Origin of the sequence: Kitasatospora sp. SolWspMP-SS2h (assembly GCF_003259315.1) — a bacterium.
Classification (GTDB): Bacteria; Actinomycetota; Actinomycetes; order Streptomycetales; family Streptomycetaceae; genus Kitasatospora; species Kitasatospora fiedleri.
Genome location: NZ_QLLT01000038.1, coordinates 1 through 16,703, shown reverse-complemented (window position 1 = coordinate 16,703; position 16,703 = coordinate 1). Strand labels below are relative to the sequence as shown.

The following is a 16,703-nucleotide window of genomic DNA, read 5'->3' as shown; positions in this document are numbered from 1 at the left end:
AACGCCCGGCGCCCCTGCACCCGCCACCGCAGACATACCCCCCCGTCGTCGTCCCAACGTCCGACTGCGGGCATTGCTGCAGGAGGCCCGGTGGAGCGGCGACGCGCTCGCGGCCGCAGTCAACGCGGTCGGCCGGGAGAACGGCCTGGACCTGTGCTACCGCCGCCCGTCGGTGGCGCAGTGGCTTGCGGGTTCGATCCCGCGCGATCCCGTCCCCCCGATCGTCGCCGAAGCCTTCACCCGGCGACTGCGCCGCGGCGTCACCATCGAGGAACTGGGGCTCATGCCGCGCTCCGGCCTCCCCGGACCCAGGAGCGGCGGCACCTCTGACGACGCCGCCGCTTCCCACCCGGGCGCCCCCTACCGGCTGTCGGCACTGGCCGAGATACCCGACCGCGTCACCGGCACCGAGTACCTCCAAATCCGTTCCCCCGCCCCCAGCCGGCTGCTGGCACCGCACGTCCAGGCGGCCGGGAACACGCTCGCCCTGTTCTCCCGCGTCGACCACCACCTGGGGGCGGGCGCAGTGCGCGAACAGGCCACCGCCTACTTCGAACTGACCATCCGGCCCTGGCTCGCCCTACCCGGCACCGACGCCCACCGCCACGCCCTGCTCCAGCGCGCCGCCGGCCTCGCCTACCTCTGCGGGTTCGCGAACTTCGACGAGTGGCGGCACGGCGAGGCCCAGCGCTGGTACCGGCTGAGCGCGGCACTGGCCGACGAGGCCGCCGACGCCCGCGCCCTGGCCCTGGCCCTGCGCGCGCTGAGCGTGCAGGCCCTTGAACTCGGCCACCCCGGCCCCGCCCTCGACCGGGCGGGGGCCGCACTGCGCGCGGGGCAGCACCTTCCCGACAGCCGTGCTTTCCTGCTGGGGCAGTACGCCGTCGCACTCGCCGCCCGCGGTCGGCCCGACGACGCGCTGCGGGCCGTCGAAGGAGCAGAGGATGCTCTGCCCGGCGCCACCGCGTCCGCCCCCACCGGTTGCTACCACGCCGCGACGCTGGCGTACCAGCGCGGAGAGGTCCACCGGCGACTCGGCAACCTCCCGGCCGCTGTCACCTCACTGCGCACCTCGCTCCGACTCCGCCCCGGCGCCGAGCGCCGGTCGCAGGCCCTGGTGCACGCCCGGCTCGCCGAGACACTTGCGGCCCGGGGTCAGCTGGAGGAAGCCTGTGCGAGCTGGCAGGAGTTCGTCAGCCTGCGGTACCAGGTCGACTCCGCTCGGGTCGAGCGGGCGGCCGGCAGGATGCGCTCCGTACTGCTCGCCCAACGCCACCGCGGCGAGGCCGAACGGCTCTTGGCCGCCCTGCGCGTCGGACGGCGGTGAACGTGCGCTTCGGCGCGCGTATCGCGAACGCCGAGCCGGGCCCGGCCGAAGCGCGCGACCGATGGCTCTGGGCGACGTCCGAGGTGCGATGCAGCCAGCCCGATAGGAGCCAGCCGCACCACCTCGGAGTCGTCTTCGGCATTCAGCTCGACCGGGGCGGCGCCTGTCCGGAAGGGCTCAGGCGTTGAAGTCCCCCACGTAGGAGCTGCCTTGGCGGGAGCGATCAACACGTTCGACGGGGGTAGGAGACGGTGGGCCCGGGGGGCCTGGCGGCGGATACGGTGTTCGGTGAGCGCGCAGCTGTGGCCGCCCCGCCTCTCAGCTCCCGGTCGGCACGCGCAGGAGAGCGGCCAGGTGGCGGCCGCAGCCCGGCCGATCCCGCCAGAGGTGCCCGCAGACCCCGCCGGGCACGCCCATAGGGCTCAGGAACCGGTATCGGACCGGCGTCCGGTTCTGGCCGCGAGTTCGCGGATCGTTCCGGCGTCGATCGCGGGATAGGGCAGCGGGGTGGCGAAATGGCCGGTCGACGCAATGTCCCGGTACTCGCGGAACTGTTCGAGCGCCGAACTGACGACCCGTTCGGGGAGGCCGGTGCGCGGAGGGTGGACTTGGGCCAGATCCCACCAGTGGACGGTGAGGTCGGCGGCGAGTTCCCGCGCGTAGCCGAGGCCGTCGCGCAGGCCGTAGGGAAGGCGCAGTTGCCGGTCGAGGGCGCCGGGGCGGCCCAGTGACTTGACGGCCGCTGACGCCGCGTGCGCAACGACCCCCCGGGGATTGGCGCCCAGGACGTCCCCGGAGAACCTCCGGCTCGATCGGGCCACCTCCTCGCCGGTCACCGCTGCGGGCACCCAGAGCAGTTCGCAGGCGATGTGCCCCACGAGGTCACGGACGGACCACTGGGCGCAAGGGGTCGGATCGTCCCAGGAGGCGGCGGGGACATGCTCGACGAGCTCGGTGAGGGCCGGGAGCAGGTCGCGGAGCACCACCAGGATGGCGAGGTGTTCTCCCGATTTGTGGAAACAGCGGTGCAAGGCGTGCTCCTCCCCGCAGCAGGACGCGCCCGGTGGTGACCGGACAGGGACGCAGGACTCGATCGAGTGGTCGTACACCCGGAGGCGATCACCGTCTCGGCCGACACCGATGGTCGGCAGACCAGGTGCGGGTGTCCAAGCCGTGGCGCGGCGGGGACTGGAGGGAGAGACGCCGCAGTATCAGCTCATGCAAGTACAACTCCCTTCTACAAAAGGGCTTTTCATCGGTCGAAATGGTTTCGCGGCGCCGGTCGGCGTTGATTGACGGCCCGGACATTCTTACCGGTGCGGACGTCGTTGACGGCCTGCCGCCGGTACGGCGGGCCTCTGTCGCGGTAGGGCCGGGATGGCCGGGCTCGGCGACCAGCCACCTCACCCCGTACAGGACGTGGTCGGCGAGCTCCTCGCCCCAGGCGCGCTCGTCGGCCAGGCCGTGGAACAGCTCCTCCGTCACGCCGTGCGTGTCACGCAGTTCGAGGCTGGGCGGTGGCAAAGAGAGGGGGATCGGCGGGTTCGGTGCGGACGGGACGGCGATGCCGCCGCGCTCGGCCTCGAAACGGGAGCGCTCGGCGAGCTGGGCCAGGCAAGGCGTTGACCGCGATGCTGCTGTTCGTGCCAGCCGTCGACGTAGCCGTCCTCGTCGCGATCGTCGGGGAAGCGGACACCGATGCTGGAGACGGTGCACCGCACGGCGTCGAGGACATCCCACTCGATCCGGGCGATGGCGGCCGAGGCCTGCTCGCGGGTGTGGCCCGCGGCCACCAGGAGGTCGGCCACCAGGGTGTACCCGAGGCCGCGCATCGGCCTCTCCTTCGTAGGCGGGACGGCCCGGCGCGGGCCGCCCCGGTGAGCGGTGCGTGCGGCTACTGGTCGCAGTCGTGGTCGGCCTCGACGTAGTCGCCGTCGGCGAACTGGCTCTCCAGCACCCAGCCGCAGGTGCATTCGGCCCGGCCTTCACGGCCGATCTCGGGCCCGTCGCCGCACGCGCGGCACGTCTACTCGGCGCTCCAGGTGACCGTGCCCTGGGCCGGGCCGCCGTGTCCTGCTGCTCGGCCCGGACCGTCGCCAGGGCGTCCAGCAGGCTGGTCTGCTGGGCCGTCAGCTTCCCGCCGGTGCGGGAGGCCGCCTGCTTGCGCAGCCAGACTCCGGGCCGGAAGGTCGGGTCGGCTTCGCCGCCGGTGCGATTCGCCGGGCCGTCGAGGGTTCCGCCGGTGGCGAGGTAGGCGAGCAGGCGGCGATACGAGCGGTTCCAGTCCGGGTCGAGGCGCCACAGCGCATCCAGCGCGGTCAGTTTCGTGTCCTGCTCGACCGTCAGCTTCGCGTTCTTGCGTTGGCGTCCGACCCGCGCGCCGACGGCGTGGCCGTCCATCTTCTCGGCGGCCGGGACCGCGAGGTGCCCGTGGACGGCGGCCCAGGCGTGGGCGTGAGCGTAGCCGGGCTCCCAGGAGCGGGCATGCTTGTCCCAGACCATGCCAAGCTGGTCGAGCTCGTGGACGCACACCGGGGCGGGCATACGGTGGGAGCGGTCAGGCCTGGTGGGATAGACACGGCGCGCCCGGGCCGTGAGTCAACGTCCCGGACTCCACGCCGGGGCATAGGGCGGCCGGGCAAAGGCCGGGGCGGCGGCAATCCGGTGCGCACCGGAGGCGCGCGATAACCGGGGCGTGGCGCGGGGCGGGATACGCGGCGGCAGGGCAGGGCCGGGTAGGCTGCGGGGGCACTGAGAAAGCACGTCAGGGGCCGCCCACCGCTCGGTGGGCGGCCCCTGACGTTATTTCGTGCCGCAGGCGGGCCGAGGGACGGTGCGGTGCCCGCATCCGCAGGCCTGCTTGTCACGGGGCCGGTTCCCTCTCGTGCTCGCCGCCAGACTGGGCCAGGCCTATGGGGCTGGTGCCCGCAGCGTCTGTGGCTGTGGGTCAGCCGGCTGCGGGGATGCGGGTGCCGGGGCTGTGGAGCAGGGCCAGGCCTGTTTCGAGGTCGCGGGCCCCGGCGATGCCGTGGAGTTCGACGCCGAGGTGGACGAGGGTCTGGGCGACCGCGGGGCGCATGCCGGTCAGGACGGGGCGGGCGCCGAGCAGGGCCGCGGCGGTGGCGAGCGCCGAGAGGCGGCCCGCGATGAAGGTGTCGACGAAGTCCAGGCCGCTGATGTCGATGACCACCCCGCGCGCGACGGTGTCCACGATGCGGTGGGCGAGCTCTTTTTGGAGCACCATTACCGCCTTATCGTCCAAGGCGGCCGGCACGACGGCCAGCAGTACCTCACCCACCGCAAGGATCTCGACGCTCCCGCTCACCGCTGCCCACACACGCTTTCCGCCGCGCACCCGCGCGGCCCCCAACCCGGCCTACCGACCGGGACGACGCCACGCCGATGATCAGGCGCTCATTGCCCCGGCGCTCTCCCGCCCGGGCCCGCACCGATCATCCCACCCGGCGCCGGTGACACCGGCCACACCGTCCAGTTCGGCGCCCGTGCCGGGCAAAGGACCCCGCGGGCTCCGGAAGCGAACGCCGGCGCCGGGCCTACTCCATCAGGAGCCCGCCGGCAGTGCCCCGGTTCACCGCCGGAGCAGCCGGGCGGGCGGCGGGGGCTGCCGTATGCCTTGATGGGGCAGTGGCCCGGTGCTGTCCGCCCGGGCGGAGCGTTTCGTGAGAGAGGCATCCCCATGCGCAAGACCACCCGTGTCGTGGCCGTCGCCACCATGGCCCTTCCGTTCCTGGCCGGCCTCAGCGGCGCGGCGTTCGCCGACAGCACCGGCTACCACCAGAGCCAGCAGGCGGCCGGCCCCACCGGCGCGGCCGCCGCCTCCATCCTCAGCGGGACCGGCAACGGCCCCAAGGGTGACAGCGCCTTCTTCCACACCGTCACCCTGGCCGTCGGCCCCAACGGCGCCGCCCTGTCCAAGGTCACCTCCCATGTCTTCAACGGCCCCGACGGCACCGCGGGCGCCGGCTACGAACAGACCACCATCGCCGCCGGCCCCAACGGCGCCGGCTCCCAGAACGTGAGCAGCCACGTCACCACCGGCTGACACCCACGCACCACAACACCAGCGCGGAGACAGGCGCGGTACAGGCGGGCGCCGCCCGGGACCCTTGAGGGGGGCCGGGGCGGCGCCGTTCGGGTTACAGGACGGGAAAGCGGAAGAGGGTGTCGGTGCCCCGGGGGCTGTAGACGAGCTCCAAGATGGTGGAGGAGCCTTCGACGATAGACGTCCTCGGACGTGGTCAGGGTGGAGCGGCCGAGGCCGTCAGGGGCACCGGGCTCGGGTCCGTCCGGGCGCGGGCACCGCGCCGATCCGAGGCCTGGCCTCCGGCACGAAAACGTCAGGGGCCGCCCACCGGTCGGTGGGCGGCCCCTGACGTGCTTTCTCAGTGCCGCCGCGGCCTACCCGGCCCGCACCCGGCGCCCCTATCCCGCCCCGCGCCCCGGCGCGCACCCGGCCGCCGCGCGCCCCCGACCCCCGCCCGAGTGCCCTACGCCCCGGCGTGGAGCCGGAGGCCTCGACTCACGAGCCGGAGGCGCCGTGCCCCTCTGACCAGGTCCGACCGGCCCCGCCGCGTGCCCGCCCCGGCCCTCCGGCCGCCAGGGCAGGAAAGGATCACAAATCGGGACAGTTGCCCCACTTCCGGCGAGGATGGTTCCGTGCCACTCTGCGGTAACTCGTCCTGCACGGCACCGAATTGCAGCGGTCCTCGATGCGACCCGGCGCCGACCCTCTGGAGGAACCATGAGCCACCACCGCACCATCCTGGCCACCCTCACCGCCGCCGCCCTGACGACCGCGGGCATGATCATCACCGCCGCCCCCGCCTCGGCGACCCCCACCGACCTGGAGTGCACCGTGGGCTCCCAGGTCAACAGCTACTCGCCACCGCTGACCAACACCACCCGCTCCACCACGGTCAGCACCGACGAGTCCTTCACCTGCGCGTCACTCACCAACACCATCACCAGCGGCACCAGCCACCGCAGCGGCACCTTCAACGCCAGCTGCCTGCTGAGCCTGCAGCCCCCGACGGCCTCGCAGACCGCTGTGTACCGGTGGAACAACGGCACTTCCAGCACGATCACCTACGTGAGCGACGCGGTGGTCACCGCGGCCAACGGATCACTGCTCATCACCAAGGTGGGCGCCGCGACCGCCGGCGTGGGGATCGGCCAGAACGCGACCGAAGTCGTGGCCATCCCCCAGCTCAGCGTGAGCGCCTGCGCGGGAACCGGGATCACCGCCCAGACCGGGCTGGCCACCCTGGAGATCGCCCCCGCATGACCGGACGACCGTGCAGACCACGACCCGCGCCCGGTCCCCACATCCTGATTCGAGGACGTCCGCGTCGACGGCTCCTCCAGCATCCTGGAGCCCGTCCACAGCCCCCCCCCGGGCACCGACACCCTCTTCCGCCAGGCTGCCAGCCAACACCATGAGCCCCCCGCTGCCCTGGTCGCCGGCCGCCGTCGAGAGCGCGCTGCACGAGGTACTGCACGCCTACCAGGAGCAGGCGCAGCGATGCCGAGAAGACTTCGAGGACATGGACAAAGACCTTCTGGCGCAGGCCGCGGGCGAGGCCCGGATGTTCGGCGCCGACCCGGTGGCCGCCGTGATGACCCCACGGCGCCCCGGTCCGTGAGCCCTAACCGCCGGCTGAACCGGGCCTACCAGCGGAGTGGCCACTCAACCCGATCCACGCGCGCCTACGGCTACCCACCCACCGCCAACAACTCCCGCCGCTGCCCGATCACCAACCCTGGCCGTGCCCGGCGCGAGCGCGCTGGGTGCCCGTCAACGCCCCGCACAGGGCACACCCGCCGAACGGGCCGCTGCCCAGGACGCCCGCGCCCGCCTGCAGGCCGCGATCGAGACCGCCACCCCGCAGCGTTAACGCGTGGCGACGTCTGCGGGGGCCGACGGTCCAACGGGGCTGGGCGCGTGCGGCAACCGGGTGCCGGCGGGGTAGGCTGCGCGAGCACTGAGGAAAGCACGTCAGGGGCCGCCCACCGGTCGGTGGGCGGCCCCTGACGTGTTTCCGTGCCGCAGGCAGGCCGGGGATCAACGCCGCGCCCGCAGCGCCCGCCCGCGGGCCGAGCCCCGCGGGCGGGACCGGGCTTGCGGGCGGTGCTGCCGCCTGTGGGGCGATAGGTGTGGGGTGTGGGCTGTGGGGTGGGGTCAGGTGAGGAGCTGGGCTACAGCGGTGGCGACGGTGGTGGCCAGGGTGGTGGTGAAGGCGGTGGCGGCGCGGGTCAGGGCGGTGCGGCGGGTGGCGCCCGCGGCGTGGGCCGAGAGGCCGGCGGAGACGGCGGCCAGGGCGGCGGTGAGCGGGACGAGGACGCTGTGCTCCATGGCGATCTCCCAGGGGGTGGAGGGGTGCTGACACCACGAAGGTCACGAAAACGGTGTCCGCCATGGCCCGGCCGGACAAAGATGAACACCAGCACCGACCGGCCACCCAGCCCACCAGCAGCGCCCGGTGCGCAGGCCGGTGCCGCTGCAGGCGCCACCGGACCGGGCCCGGGTGAAGGTAGTTGTGCCGGGCGCCGCGGAGCGGCGCATGCGGGCGCTGGCGCCGAAGCGGGGGTGGGGGCACGGAGCGGGTGCCACGGTGCTGGCCGAGCATGCCCACTTCGACGCCGACGGCCTGGTCCACGTTCCCGCGGTCGCGGTCACGGCGGCTCCGCCCGGTCCGCAGGCGCACCGCGAGCGGCCGTCCGCGGTCTCCTACCGGGAGCGGCCGCGGTATGGGCGCGAGGAGGATGGCGGTCCGGCGCTGGACTGGTGGCACGGGACGGGAGGACGGTAGGGGCATGGGAGCTGACGTGGTGACGGGGCAGCAGCAGCGGGAGCTGCGGTGGGAGATCCACCGGTGGGGCGCGCACCGGGAGGGGGCTTGACCCCGGATGTTGGACACCAGAGACACTCTGGCCCTGATGGGTCTGGGTGGACAGGAGTCCTGCACCGATGGTGATAAAGCACTACCCGCCGGAGTTCAAGGCGGACGCGGTCGCGCTGTACGAGTCGCGTCCTGGAGCGACGATCAAGTCAGTCGCCGTCGACCTCGGAATCAACCCGGAGACCTTGCGGAACTGGATCCGGGCCGCCGGCAGGCCCACGCCCCGGGCCGCGGCGCCGGCCGCCACCGCATCGGCAGCGACCGCGTCGTCGCTGGAGGCCGAGAACGAGGCCTTGCGCCGCAAGGTCCGCGAGCTGGAAGAGGAACGGGAGATCCTTCGCAAGGCGGCGAAGTATTTCGCCGGGGAGACGCGCTGGTGACCCGATTCCAGTTCGTCGCCGACCAACAGCGCCGCTACGGCGTGAAGCGGTTGTGCCAGGTCCTCGGGATCGCCCGCTCGAGTTACTACCACTGGCGCCGCACAGCCCCTGAGCGGGCCGCCCGCCAGACCGCGGACGCGAAGCTCACGGCCCGCATACGGGCTGTCCACGCGGCCTCCGACGGCACTTACGGCGTCCCGAGGATCACCGCGGAGCTCCGTGACGGCGGGCACCGGGTCAACCACAAGAGGATCGCACGGCTGATGAAGGCCGCCCACATCACTGGCCTGCGGCTGCGTCGCCGGCACCGCACCACCGTCGCCGACCCGGCAGCCCTCAAGGCCCCGGACCTGATCGGCCGCGACTTCACCGCCGAGGAGGTGAACACCAAATACGTCGGCGACATCACCTACCTGTCCGTCGGCTCCGGAAGATTCCTCTACCTGGCGACCGTCATCGACCTCGCCTCCCGGCGCCTGGCCGGCTGGGCCCTGGCCGATCACATGCGCGCCGACCTGGTCATCGACGCGTTGCACACGGCCGAACGGACCCGCGGCAGCCTGGCCGGGGCCGTCCTGCACACCGACCACGGCAGTCAATACACCAGCCACGCGTTCACCAACGCCTGCCGGCGCGCCGGTGTCCGCCAGTCGATGAGCGCGGTCGGCAGTAGCGCGGACAACGCCACGGCCGAGAGCTTCAACGCCACCCTCAAACGGGAGTTGCTGCAAGGCCGCAGGGGATGGACCACCGAGCGCGAGGCTCGTTTGGCGGTCTTCCGCTGGGCCCACCGCTACAACACCGTCCGACGCCACTCCCGCCTCGGACACCGCAGCCCGATCACCTACGAGACCGCACTCAACACAACATCAACTACCCTGACCGAAGCCGCATAACCCGTGTCCAACATCCGGGGTCAAGGCCCGACGAGACAACACCCCGCCGGTCAAACTCCGACGAGGCGCGTCAAGCTTCGATGAGACGGGTCAGTAGCCGTCGGGTCGTCCCAGCTGCGCCTCAGGTGGAGCGCGAAACGCCGCTACCTGAGAAAATAACCTGGGACTGCCCCCGGAAAAACGGACATAACCGGCATGCTGGGACGCTCCTGGGAGACGGTTGTCCCAGGGTTGTCCCAGCCCGGATCAGAGGCGGTGCCCTGCGGGAACGGCGACGGCGTCTTCGGCCAGCGGGCCGGGTCGCTGCTGTCGCTCATCACGGTGGCCACCGGCGCGGCAGCGGCGGCGTCGGGGTCCGTGTCGGCGGGTAGGTCGAGGCAGGCCAGGACGAACGGCAGGTCCGACTGGGCCTCGTGGTCCCAGATGTACAACCAGCCGTTCCGCTGGTGCCAGCGCACGGTGAGCAGCAGGTCCGCGTCGTAGGCGTCCGGTCACCGGCCGGATCATCGTCACCGGCGCCGCGGACGGCGGCGCCGACCACCTGGAGGAGGGACTGGCCGACCAGGCCCGGGAGGGGAACCGAATGGTCGCCGACCTGGCGCCGGCCTGGACGGCTGCGCCCCCGGCGTCCAACGCGGAGGCCTGGGCGGAGATCATCCGAACCGCCCTGGCGCCCCAGCCGTTCTGACGGCGGGTCAGGCCGGATCCGGCGTCCTGCAGAGACGGACAGCGGCAGGTGCCCGGGCGGATCCCCGACAGGGGAGCTGCCCGGGCATCCGTGCGTGACGGGCCGAACCACGCCGTGGACGTCGCGCCGACCGGGCAACGGTGTCTACCCGGCCTACGCGTTGGCCCTGTGGTGGGCCCCGGCCCGGTCGAGCCGGTAGAAGAGCGCATACTCCTCGGGACCGACCCACGCGAACTCGCCGACCTTGCGTGCCATGGCCGCGGCTGCCCGCGCGGCGACCACCATGGCAACGGGGACGCCGAAGACCACCAGGGCGAAGAACGCAGGACCGCCGGTGAGACCCATCACGACCATGCTCTCCAGGAGAAACACGGCCCCCGTCACCAGGGACGCTCGCACGGACCACCGCCTGGTGGGTGTGCCCTTTCGGCTCGCTGCCAGCGAGGCCCCGGCCACCAGCCCCGGCAAAGCCCCCGTGACCAGCCCGAACGCAACGGCTGCGAGCCCGAGCCCGAACCCGAAGGACTCCGCGATGGCCGTACCGATGCACAGATAGGGCGCGGCCCCCACCACTGCGCCCAGCCAAGTGGCATGCCAGACGACCGTCGACTTGCGAAGCACAACGACCACCCCTCCAACGGCGTACTGCATGCGAAACATTGGGCGGGCCGCGAGGGGGCACCAGACAGCGCCGCAGGGCCCCACTCAGTCGGCAGGGTTGGTTGGCTCCGGCTGCCGGACGAACGGCACGGCTATCGCTGCCGTTGTCGCGCGCCCTACTTGGCGCGGGCGGGACCGCGGCGCTCGACGACACCCCCGCCACGAGCCCGGGGAAGGTGATGGATCATCACCGCCCCGCGGCGGGGCATTCCCGTGCCCGGCCCCAAGACGTCCTCACCGAGCAGGTACCGGTGGAGCCACTCGCTGAATCCCATCCCGAATTCGGTGAACCCACCGTCGAATGCGAACCCGACCACATTCCACCCTCCCCCGGCCTCTGCCCTGACCAAGAAGACGGACTCGCGGCGGTCCGTACCGATCACAGGGATCAGGCCGTCCGGCCCACCGCCAGCCGGGACGGCTCCCCGGAAGGTGATATCGCCCCAGTCCGTCGCCTTCAGGGCCCCGATCCGCGAGGAGACGTGGTCCTTCAGGTTGAACAGCTCGGTCCCCGGGTGGAAGAGCATGAGGTGTTCATTGATCATCGCCGGCCCGTAGGTCTCGACGATCCTCTTGAAGTCCTCCGGGAGACCAGCCCCCAGGAGGTCTTCCACCGGCCCCCAGTCGGCTACTGCGGGCCCGTCCGGGCGCCCCGGCCCGATCGCCTCGAACACTCGGTCGAGGTACTCACTCATGATCCCACCACCCAATCGTTCGCCCTAGCCCGCCCGATCCCCGACCTCGGCAGGAGCCGGGACAGCACCTCACACTCCACATCCGAGAGCTCATGACGACGTATCACGTGTGCCATGATCCCCATTACGTGATCCACTTTGAAGCCCCCTGGCCCCTCCAGGGTGCTGCACCGTGCCCGGCGCCCTACTACGGGAGCGCCTGCCCGCCGCCCGCGTGCTCGCCGCCGCCCACCTCTCCGGCAGCCCCCACACCCGCGTCTCCCGCACCGCCCTCACCCAAGTCACCGCCGCCTGGCGCAGCATCGGCATCACCACCTGACCGCCCCGGGCCCGGGACTGTCTGGTGCCCGCCCGGTGGAACAGCCCGCAGTTGGGCTCCGGCAAGGTGTGACAGCCCCGGCCCCGCCTTGCCCGTTCGATCGATTCTCCGCGCCCGCCGGGCAGCACAGCAGCCGGGCCGCAGAGCGAGGGGGCGTTGCGCGGCCCGGCTGTGGGAGGCCAGCAGCGCCTGGGGCAGACGGCGCGGCTGCACTGCTCGGCCGCCCGGTGGTGCTGTAGCGGGGCTGCCGTAGCGGGAGTGCGAGACCTGCCGGTTCGCGGCGGCCAGGGGTATGACCTGGGATTTTTCGGCCGCGAACATGCCAGTCCGCCGGTCGTCGACAGGTCGGGACGGGCTGTCAGGGGCTGGATGTCTCGGGCGGGTTGATGCTGCCCGTCTCCTCGGCGATTCGGATCTCGCACTGGTCGAGGAGTCGGGCGAGGTAGCTGGAGGCCGCCCGAGGGCGACCAGGAGCCGCTGCTGCTGGGCCTGGGCGTGTGGCTGTCAAACCAGCGCTCCCGCTGGGCGAGGCTCACCGTGGAGCAACTGCGGCTGCTGGGCCGGGCCGGGGTCGAGTGGGCCGCCGAGCTGGCCCCGGTGCGGCGCGAGATGGAGGAGGCGATGCAGGCGTGAGCGGGCGGGGCTGCCACCCGCAGCCCCGCTGCTTCGCTGCGCGGCTCGGGATGTGTTTCGCCCCGACGGCTGCGACGGCCGTCGGGGCGAGGAGGGGGTTGGTGCGGTACCGGTCAGTCGCGGGCGGCCGCGGTGCGGCGGCGGGCGAAGACCACGGCGCCGACGCCGAGCAGGACCAGTGCGGTGCCGCCGATGAGCATCGGGGTGGAGGAGGAGCCGCCGCCGGTGGACGCCAGGTTCGCCGCGACGGGGTCCGCCGACGGGCTCGCGGGGGCGGAGCTCACCACCGCGACCGGGATGGCGGTCGGGGATGCCGAGGCCGCCGGGGCGGTCGGGGCCTTGGTGCTGGGCGAGGGGGCGGGGCTGGTCGGGGCCTCGGTCGCGGACGCAGACGCCGAGGGGGCTGGGCTGGTCGGGGCGGTCGGGTGCACGATCGACAGGACGAAGCTCTTGTTGCCAGTGAACTCGTAGCCCGCGTGGAAGAACACGTTGCCGAGACCTGTGCTGACGTCGACCTGGGTCTGGGCGGGGTTGGCGTGCGCGGTGACGAACAGACGGAACGTGTAGCCGTGCGAGTCACCCGATGCGTAGTCGGCCTTCAGGAACAAGTAGTCGGCATGCAGCACCGGGTCGCAGCCGGTGAACAGGGCCAGGTCCTTCCAGTCCTCCGCGGTCTTCACCTGGAGTGCCAGGTTCTGCTTCAGCAGGGTGCCGGCGGCCGAGTCACCGGCCTTGTTGAAGAAGCTCGGAAACGGCATCACGTCCTTGATCGACCCGGGGCCGCTGATGCTGGCCTTCACCGTGAACTCGACCGGGGCCCCGCCCGCCGTGATGCTCTTCTCCCCTGTGATCGCATCGACCCGTAACTGCGGCTCGGCGACGGGCTGTGCGGCCGGGGTGTTCGCAGCCGCCGCGCCGGCGGCCGGTGCGTCGCCGCACGCCCAGGCACTGGAGGTAGCGGTCAGGACAGGGACGGTGGCGCCGAGGACGACGACGGCGAAGGTAGCGAGACGGGCGCGGCGGTACGGACGGACATCGGAGGTTCCCCCCCCGGAACGGACGGCGGTGAGCGGCGGGTGCGCGTCCTTGCGGTTCGGGCCGGCAGGCCCCGTCGGACGCGGTACGAGAATCATGTCAAGCCGATACTCCGTGCTCGTGCTCGATCCGCCACCGCCGCGTAACAGCCGACCGCACACCGACCAGCCCGCACTGCCATGGCATTTGACGTACCGTTCGAGCACATCCAAAATATCCGAGATCCACCGGAACCGGATATCGCGGTGCGCTGGACATGCGGAGGCCGGACGCGGCCACGACCTGCCGGTCGACACCAGCTTCGAGGGCGGGGCGATCGGGCGGTGGGTGCGGGCGCAGCGCGGCGCCTGGGCGCAGCTCGCCGAGGAGCAGCGGGAGCTGCTGCTGGCGTTGGGCATCGAGGAGGACCAGGAGCTGGCCGCCGAGGCCGCCGCGAAGAAGGAACAGTTGGAGCGGGTCGTGGTCGGTGCCGGCGGCGAGGAGATCGTCGAGCAGGTCGAGGTCGGACTCGGCGCCTGGTTGAACAACGCCAAGTCCCGCCGGACCGGGTTGAGTGCGGATCAGCTCGCGCAGTTGGCCGAGCACGGCGTGGAGTGGGTGTAGAACCTGCGGATGAGCCGAGTGGGGCGGCCACCCCAGGGGTGGCTGCCCCAGCGTTCGCGGTGCTGTAACGGCGTCTGCGGGTTCGGCCCGCTCAGGCCCGCATGAGCCAGTTGCGGACGCCGTCCTCGGTGCCGGCGGGAAGTTCTCCTTCGTCGAGCATTCCCTGGACGTAGCGGCGGATCGGCTCCGCGCGGTAGGGGTGCGGCACACCGAGCGCCGAAGCCGTCCCGTCCTGCCAGGTCGTCCCGGAGATGATCACCTCGCCATCCATGGAGGCCGCCAGCAGGCCGCCGCTGCCGATCGGTCCGGAGATGGTGCCCGGGTTGCGGCCCGAGACGTTCCAGCGCTCCGTGAGCCGCACCGGCGTCCAGAGCGGGTACTCGTTGTCCGGGTCCAGGGTGACGGCGAGCAGGAAGGCGCCGTCCCCGGCGAACAGGCTCATCCGGGTCGCCAGGCGCAGCCACGCCTCGTCGAACCTCTCCAGGCCGTCGGGCTGCGCGAGGTCGACGACCTCGTCGATCCGGCCGTCCGCGGGCGAGCAGGACGACACCCAGGCGCCCTGGGGCGGACACACCTCCGCCGGAACAGGGACCGACAGCAGGAGCAGCCCAGCCCGGGCCAGTGCATCGGAAACCACGGTGTCTCTCACGAACTACTCCTGGGACAGGCATGAGGGATAGAACTCGAACAGTCTCCCGTAGTGGTGACCGGTGAAGTGCCGGTAGACCGTCCGCCAGCAGGCCCCGAAAATCGGGGCGGGGCTGTCCAGGTGCAGCCCGATGTCGCTACGAACACGACCGTAGCGACCACTTCCCCGCTCCCGGCTCGCCCTCGGCCCCGCCCTACGCGGATGCTGGTGATCAGCACGGCTGCTTCACGGAATCACGGCCAGAGCCCCGAAAACGGCCACCCGTGCTACAGGGTTGGCCAGACCTGCTCGCCTTGATTCCCCACGGGGGTTGCCCGGGCCGGACGAACGCCACAACCCTCGTGGAACGCGCCGGCTGTCTACTGCATGACCTCCAGGTGCGGGTGATCGAAGGAGGCGGGGCAGTAGTAGAGCTGCATGTCGTAGCTCCGTCCGATCATGATGCCGATGTCCTCGCCGGAGTCCCGGTCCTCGATCGGATCCCAGCCGCTGCCGTCCAGGGCACCTGAACTGATCGTCAGCAGCGGCCTCATGACGCACTCGCAAGTCGTGCACCGCATGACCGACGGATCGCTGAAACTCCACGGACCCCAGCCGCCCACCTTCCACCCCGGGGCGACGGACAGCTCGTACTGGTAGTAGGCCCGGGCCTCCTGTTCGTGCAGGTACCTCGGGTCGGTGCCGGTGGACTGCTCTTCGCACCAATCCCCGACACGCTGCGCGAGGTCCGGTTCCAGCTCCAGCAGAGCCGGGTACTCGGTCACCACCTCGGGGTGCAGTACGCACGGCTCGGGCAGGTAGTCGCCGTGCGCCGACACGTCCGCGGGCTGCGGCGGCTCCACCAGCAGCGCGCCCGCCGCGGCAGAGTCGCGCCACACCACCCGGGCAGCCGGCATCCAGTTCGGGTCGTGCTCCAGCGGACACCACAACACCTGCAGCAGGTCCGAATCCGCAGGGCACGGCAGCCCGGGGATGTCTCCTGCGTAGAGCTGGGCCACCGGCAGCAGGGCGTTCGGCTCCTGGCTCCACGGATGACCCACGTACGTCGCATCGAGCGCCGCCTGCTCCTGCGCGGCGGGACCCCCGCCCGCCCAGCCCGCCCTGTGGAGCTCGCGACGACGCCGGACGTCCGCCAGTGACACCGGCAGGTCGTCCTCCGGGTGCGGGCCCCCACAGACCGGCCACGGCTCGTCGGCCGGCCACAGGAGCGGGCCCCCGACCGAACTGTCACGAACGGCCGGCACGCCCAGCCGAGGGTGCAGGCGGACTGCCTGCCGCGCCAGCAGCGCCAGTTCCGGGAAGACCGCAGCGATGTCCACGCGGCGCGGCGGGGTGGTACGGGCCATTGAGACCGTCCTTCAACGGAGCAGGAGGCAGACGAGCGGACCATAACCGCTGCCACCGTCAACCACGGCTACCGGATCCGCGCCACAGCAGCAGAGCGCGGACGCGGCCAGGGGCTGGGCCCTGCATGCCCGACGCCCGTCGCTCCTCAGCCTCCTCGGATGCTTGGACGACCAACGATCTGAGAGGGCGTTTCGTCCCGTTGTTTGGTCCCGGATTGTCGGGCTGGTGGTGGTGCATGTGCCACGCCATGTCGGGGTGCTCTCGCCGGTGAGTCTGCGGGTCATGAGGTTGATCATCGCGACGTGGATCATGGCTTCGGAGCGGTGCGCGTGTGCTTCGTAGTCGCGGGCCAGGCGGCGGTGGTTCATGAGCCAGCCGAGCGTTCTCTCGACGGTCCACCGCTGCGGCAGGACAGCGAAGCCCCTGGTGGCGGGGTCGCGGCGGACGATGTGCATGTCGATCCCCAGGGTGGCGGCGTGTTCGACGAGGTGCTGGCGGTAGCCGCCGTCGACCCAGGTCTTTCGGGCCGCGGGATGCTCTGAGGCGATTCG

At 72.0% G+C, this 16,703-nt stretch carries 18 protein-coding genes and 2 pseudogenes; 8 read left to right on the top strand and 12 right to left on the bottom strand.

Annotated elements, in window-relative coordinates; translation table 11 throughout:
* The first annotated feature begins 73 nt into the window (after positions 1-73).
* Positions 74-1,327: a hypothetical protein gene (locus K353_RS30900; RefSeq protein ID WP_111556810.1), complete on the top strand. Its 1,254-nt coding sequence runs from the start codon at positions 74-76 to the stop codon at positions 1,325-1,327.
* A 422-nt stretch (positions 1,328-1,749) separates the two neighbouring features.
* Here K353_RS30900 and K353_RS30895 read toward each other — a convergent pair whose 3' ends face one another.
* From K353_RS30895 to K353_RS30885, 4 genes and pseudogenes are all read right to left on the bottom strand, one after another.
* Entirely contained in the window at positions 1,750-2,358 is a 609-nt protein-coding gene (locus K353_RS30895; RefSeq protein ID WP_158585536.1) for a TIGR03086 family metal-binding protein, read from the bottom strand.
* A 450-nt stretch (positions 2,359-2,808) separates the two neighbouring features.
* Entirely contained in the window at positions 2,809-3,159 is a 351-nt protein-coding gene (locus tag K353_RS36245; protein ID WP_233533941.1) for a hypothetical protein, read from the bottom strand.
* Between the two features lie 487 nt (positions 3,160-3,646).
* Positions 3,647-3,829 (bottom strand): annotated as a pseudogene (locus tag K353_RS37345) (Helicase associated domain protein); the annotation flags it as partial.
* A gap of 445 nt (positions 3,830-4,274) precedes the next feature.
* Entirely contained in the window at positions 4,275-4,625 is a 351-nt protein-coding gene (locus K353_RS30885; protein WP_370447685.1) for an STAS domain-containing protein, read from the bottom strand.
* A gap of 399 nt (positions 4,626-5,024) precedes the next feature.
* Between K353_RS30885 and K353_RS30880 the strand changes: the two genes are divergently transcribed.
* From K353_RS30880 to K353_RS30870, 3 genes are all read left to right on the top strand, one after another.
* Positions 5,025-5,390 (top strand): hypothetical protein, encoded by a 366-nt coding sequence (locus tag K353_RS30880; protein ID WP_111556807.1) that lies wholly within the window; start codon positions 5,025-5,027, stop codon positions 5,388-5,390.
* A gap of 699 nt (positions 5,391-6,089) precedes the next feature.
* The gene (locus K353_RS34625) at positions 6,090-6,632 is read left to right on the top strand and encodes a hypothetical protein (protein WP_158585534.1); all 543 of its coding nucleotides are present in this window, start codon (positions 6,090-6,092) and stop codon (positions 6,630-6,632) included.
* A gap of 151 nt (positions 6,633-6,783) precedes the next feature.
* Positions 6,784-6,990 carry a hypothetical protein gene (locus tag K353_RS30870; RefSeq protein WP_111556806.1) on the top strand — a complete coding sequence of 69 codons (207 nt, stop codon included), beginning with the start codon at positions 6,784-6,786 and terminating at the stop codon, positions 6,988-6,990.
* 536 nt (positions 6,991-7,526) lie between these two features.
* Here the strand turns inward: K353_RS30870 and K353_RS37020 are convergent.
* On the bottom strand, positions 7,527-7,700 hold the full coding sequence (locus tag K353_RS37020) for a hypothetical protein (protein WP_158585533.1): 174 nt from the start codon (positions 7,698-7,700) through the stop codon (positions 7,527-7,529).
* Positions 7,701-8,315: 615 nt separating this feature from the next.
* On the opposite strand from K353_RS37020, the gene K353_RS30860 reads away from it, so the two are divergent.
* Positions 8,316-9,523, top strand: a protein-coding gene (locus K353_RS30860) for an IS3 family transposase (protein ID WP_111556804.1) whose coding sequence is annotated in 2 segments (ribosomal slippage) — positions 8,316-8,613 and positions 8,613-9,523 — 1,209 coding nt in all. Because the reading frame shifts where the segments join, the coding sequence is not laid out codon by codon here.
* A 143-nt stretch (positions 9,524-9,666) separates the two neighbouring features.
* On the opposite strand, the gene K353_RS34075 is transcribed toward K353_RS30860, so the two are convergent.
* The 3 genes from K353_RS34075 to K353_RS30845 all read right to left on the bottom strand — a co-directional run bounded on the left by K353_RS34075 (position 9,667) and on the right by K353_RS30845 (position 11,566).
* Positions 9,667-9,954, bottom strand: a complete 288-nt coding sequence (locus K353_RS34075) for a hypothetical protein (protein ID WP_146616619.1) — start codon at positions 9,952-9,954, stop codon at positions 9,667-9,669.
* A gap of 410 nt (positions 9,955-10,364) precedes the next feature.
* On the bottom strand, positions 10,365-10,862 hold the full coding sequence (locus tag K353_RS30850; RefSeq protein WP_146616618.1) for a hypothetical protein: 498 nt from the start codon (positions 10,860-10,862) through the stop codon (positions 10,365-10,367).
* A gap of 125 nt (positions 10,863-10,987) precedes the next feature.
* Positions 10,988-11,566 (bottom strand): SMI1/KNR4 family protein, encoded by a 579-nt coding sequence (locus K353_RS30845; RefSeq protein WP_111556801.1) that lies wholly within the window; start codon positions 11,564-11,566, stop codon positions 10,988-10,990.
* 172 nt (positions 11,567-11,738) lie between these two features.
* On the opposite strand from K353_RS30845, the gene K353_RS34615 reads away from it, so the two are divergent.
* Positions 11,739-11,885 carry a hypothetical protein gene (locus tag K353_RS34615; RefSeq protein ID WP_158585532.1) on the top strand — a complete coding sequence of 49 codons (147 nt, stop codon included), beginning with the start codon at positions 11,739-11,741 and terminating at the stop codon, positions 11,883-11,885.
* 495 nt (positions 11,886-12,380) lie between these two features.
* Positions 12,381-12,518, top strand: coding sequence for a hypothetical protein (locus tag K353_RS34610; RefSeq protein WP_158585531.1), 138 nt, complete (start codon positions 12,381-12,383; stop codon positions 12,516-12,518).
* Positions 12,519-12,631: 113 nt separating this feature from the next.
* Here K353_RS34610 and K353_RS30840 read toward each other — a convergent pair whose 3' ends face one another.
* Positions 12,632-13,318 (bottom strand): LAETG motif-containing sortase-dependent surface protein, encoded by a 687-nt coding sequence (locus K353_RS30840; RefSeq protein ID WP_111556800.1) that lies wholly within the window; start codon positions 13,316-13,318, stop codon positions 12,632-12,634.
* A 562-nt stretch (positions 13,319-13,880) separates the two neighbouring features.
* On the opposite strand from K353_RS30840, the gene K353_RS34605 reads away from it, so the two are divergent.
* A complete protein-coding gene (locus tag K353_RS34605) occupies positions 13,881-14,156 on the top strand; it encodes a hypothetical protein (RefSeq protein WP_158585530.1) in 276 nt (91 codons plus the stop codon).
* Between the two features lie 91 nt (positions 14,157-14,247).
* Here K353_RS34605 and K353_RS30830 read toward each other — a convergent pair whose 3' ends face one another.
* The 3 genes and pseudogenes from K353_RS30830 to K353_RS37340 all read right to left on the bottom strand — a co-directional run.
* Positions 14,248-14,805 carry a hypothetical protein gene (locus tag K353_RS30830; RefSeq protein WP_146616617.1) on the bottom strand — a complete coding sequence of 186 codons (558 nt, stop codon included), beginning with the start codon at positions 14,803-14,805 and terminating at the stop codon, positions 14,248-14,250.
* A 359-nt stretch (positions 14,806-15,164) separates the two neighbouring features.
* On the bottom strand, positions 15,165-16,151 hold the full coding sequence (locus K353_RS30825) for a hypothetical protein (RefSeq protein WP_199528299.1): 987 nt from the start codon (positions 16,149-16,151) through the stop codon (positions 15,165-15,167).
* A 240-nt stretch (positions 16,152-16,391) separates the two neighbouring features.
* A pseudogene (locus K353_RS37340) lies at positions 16,392-16,703 on the bottom strand (transposase); the annotation flags it as partial.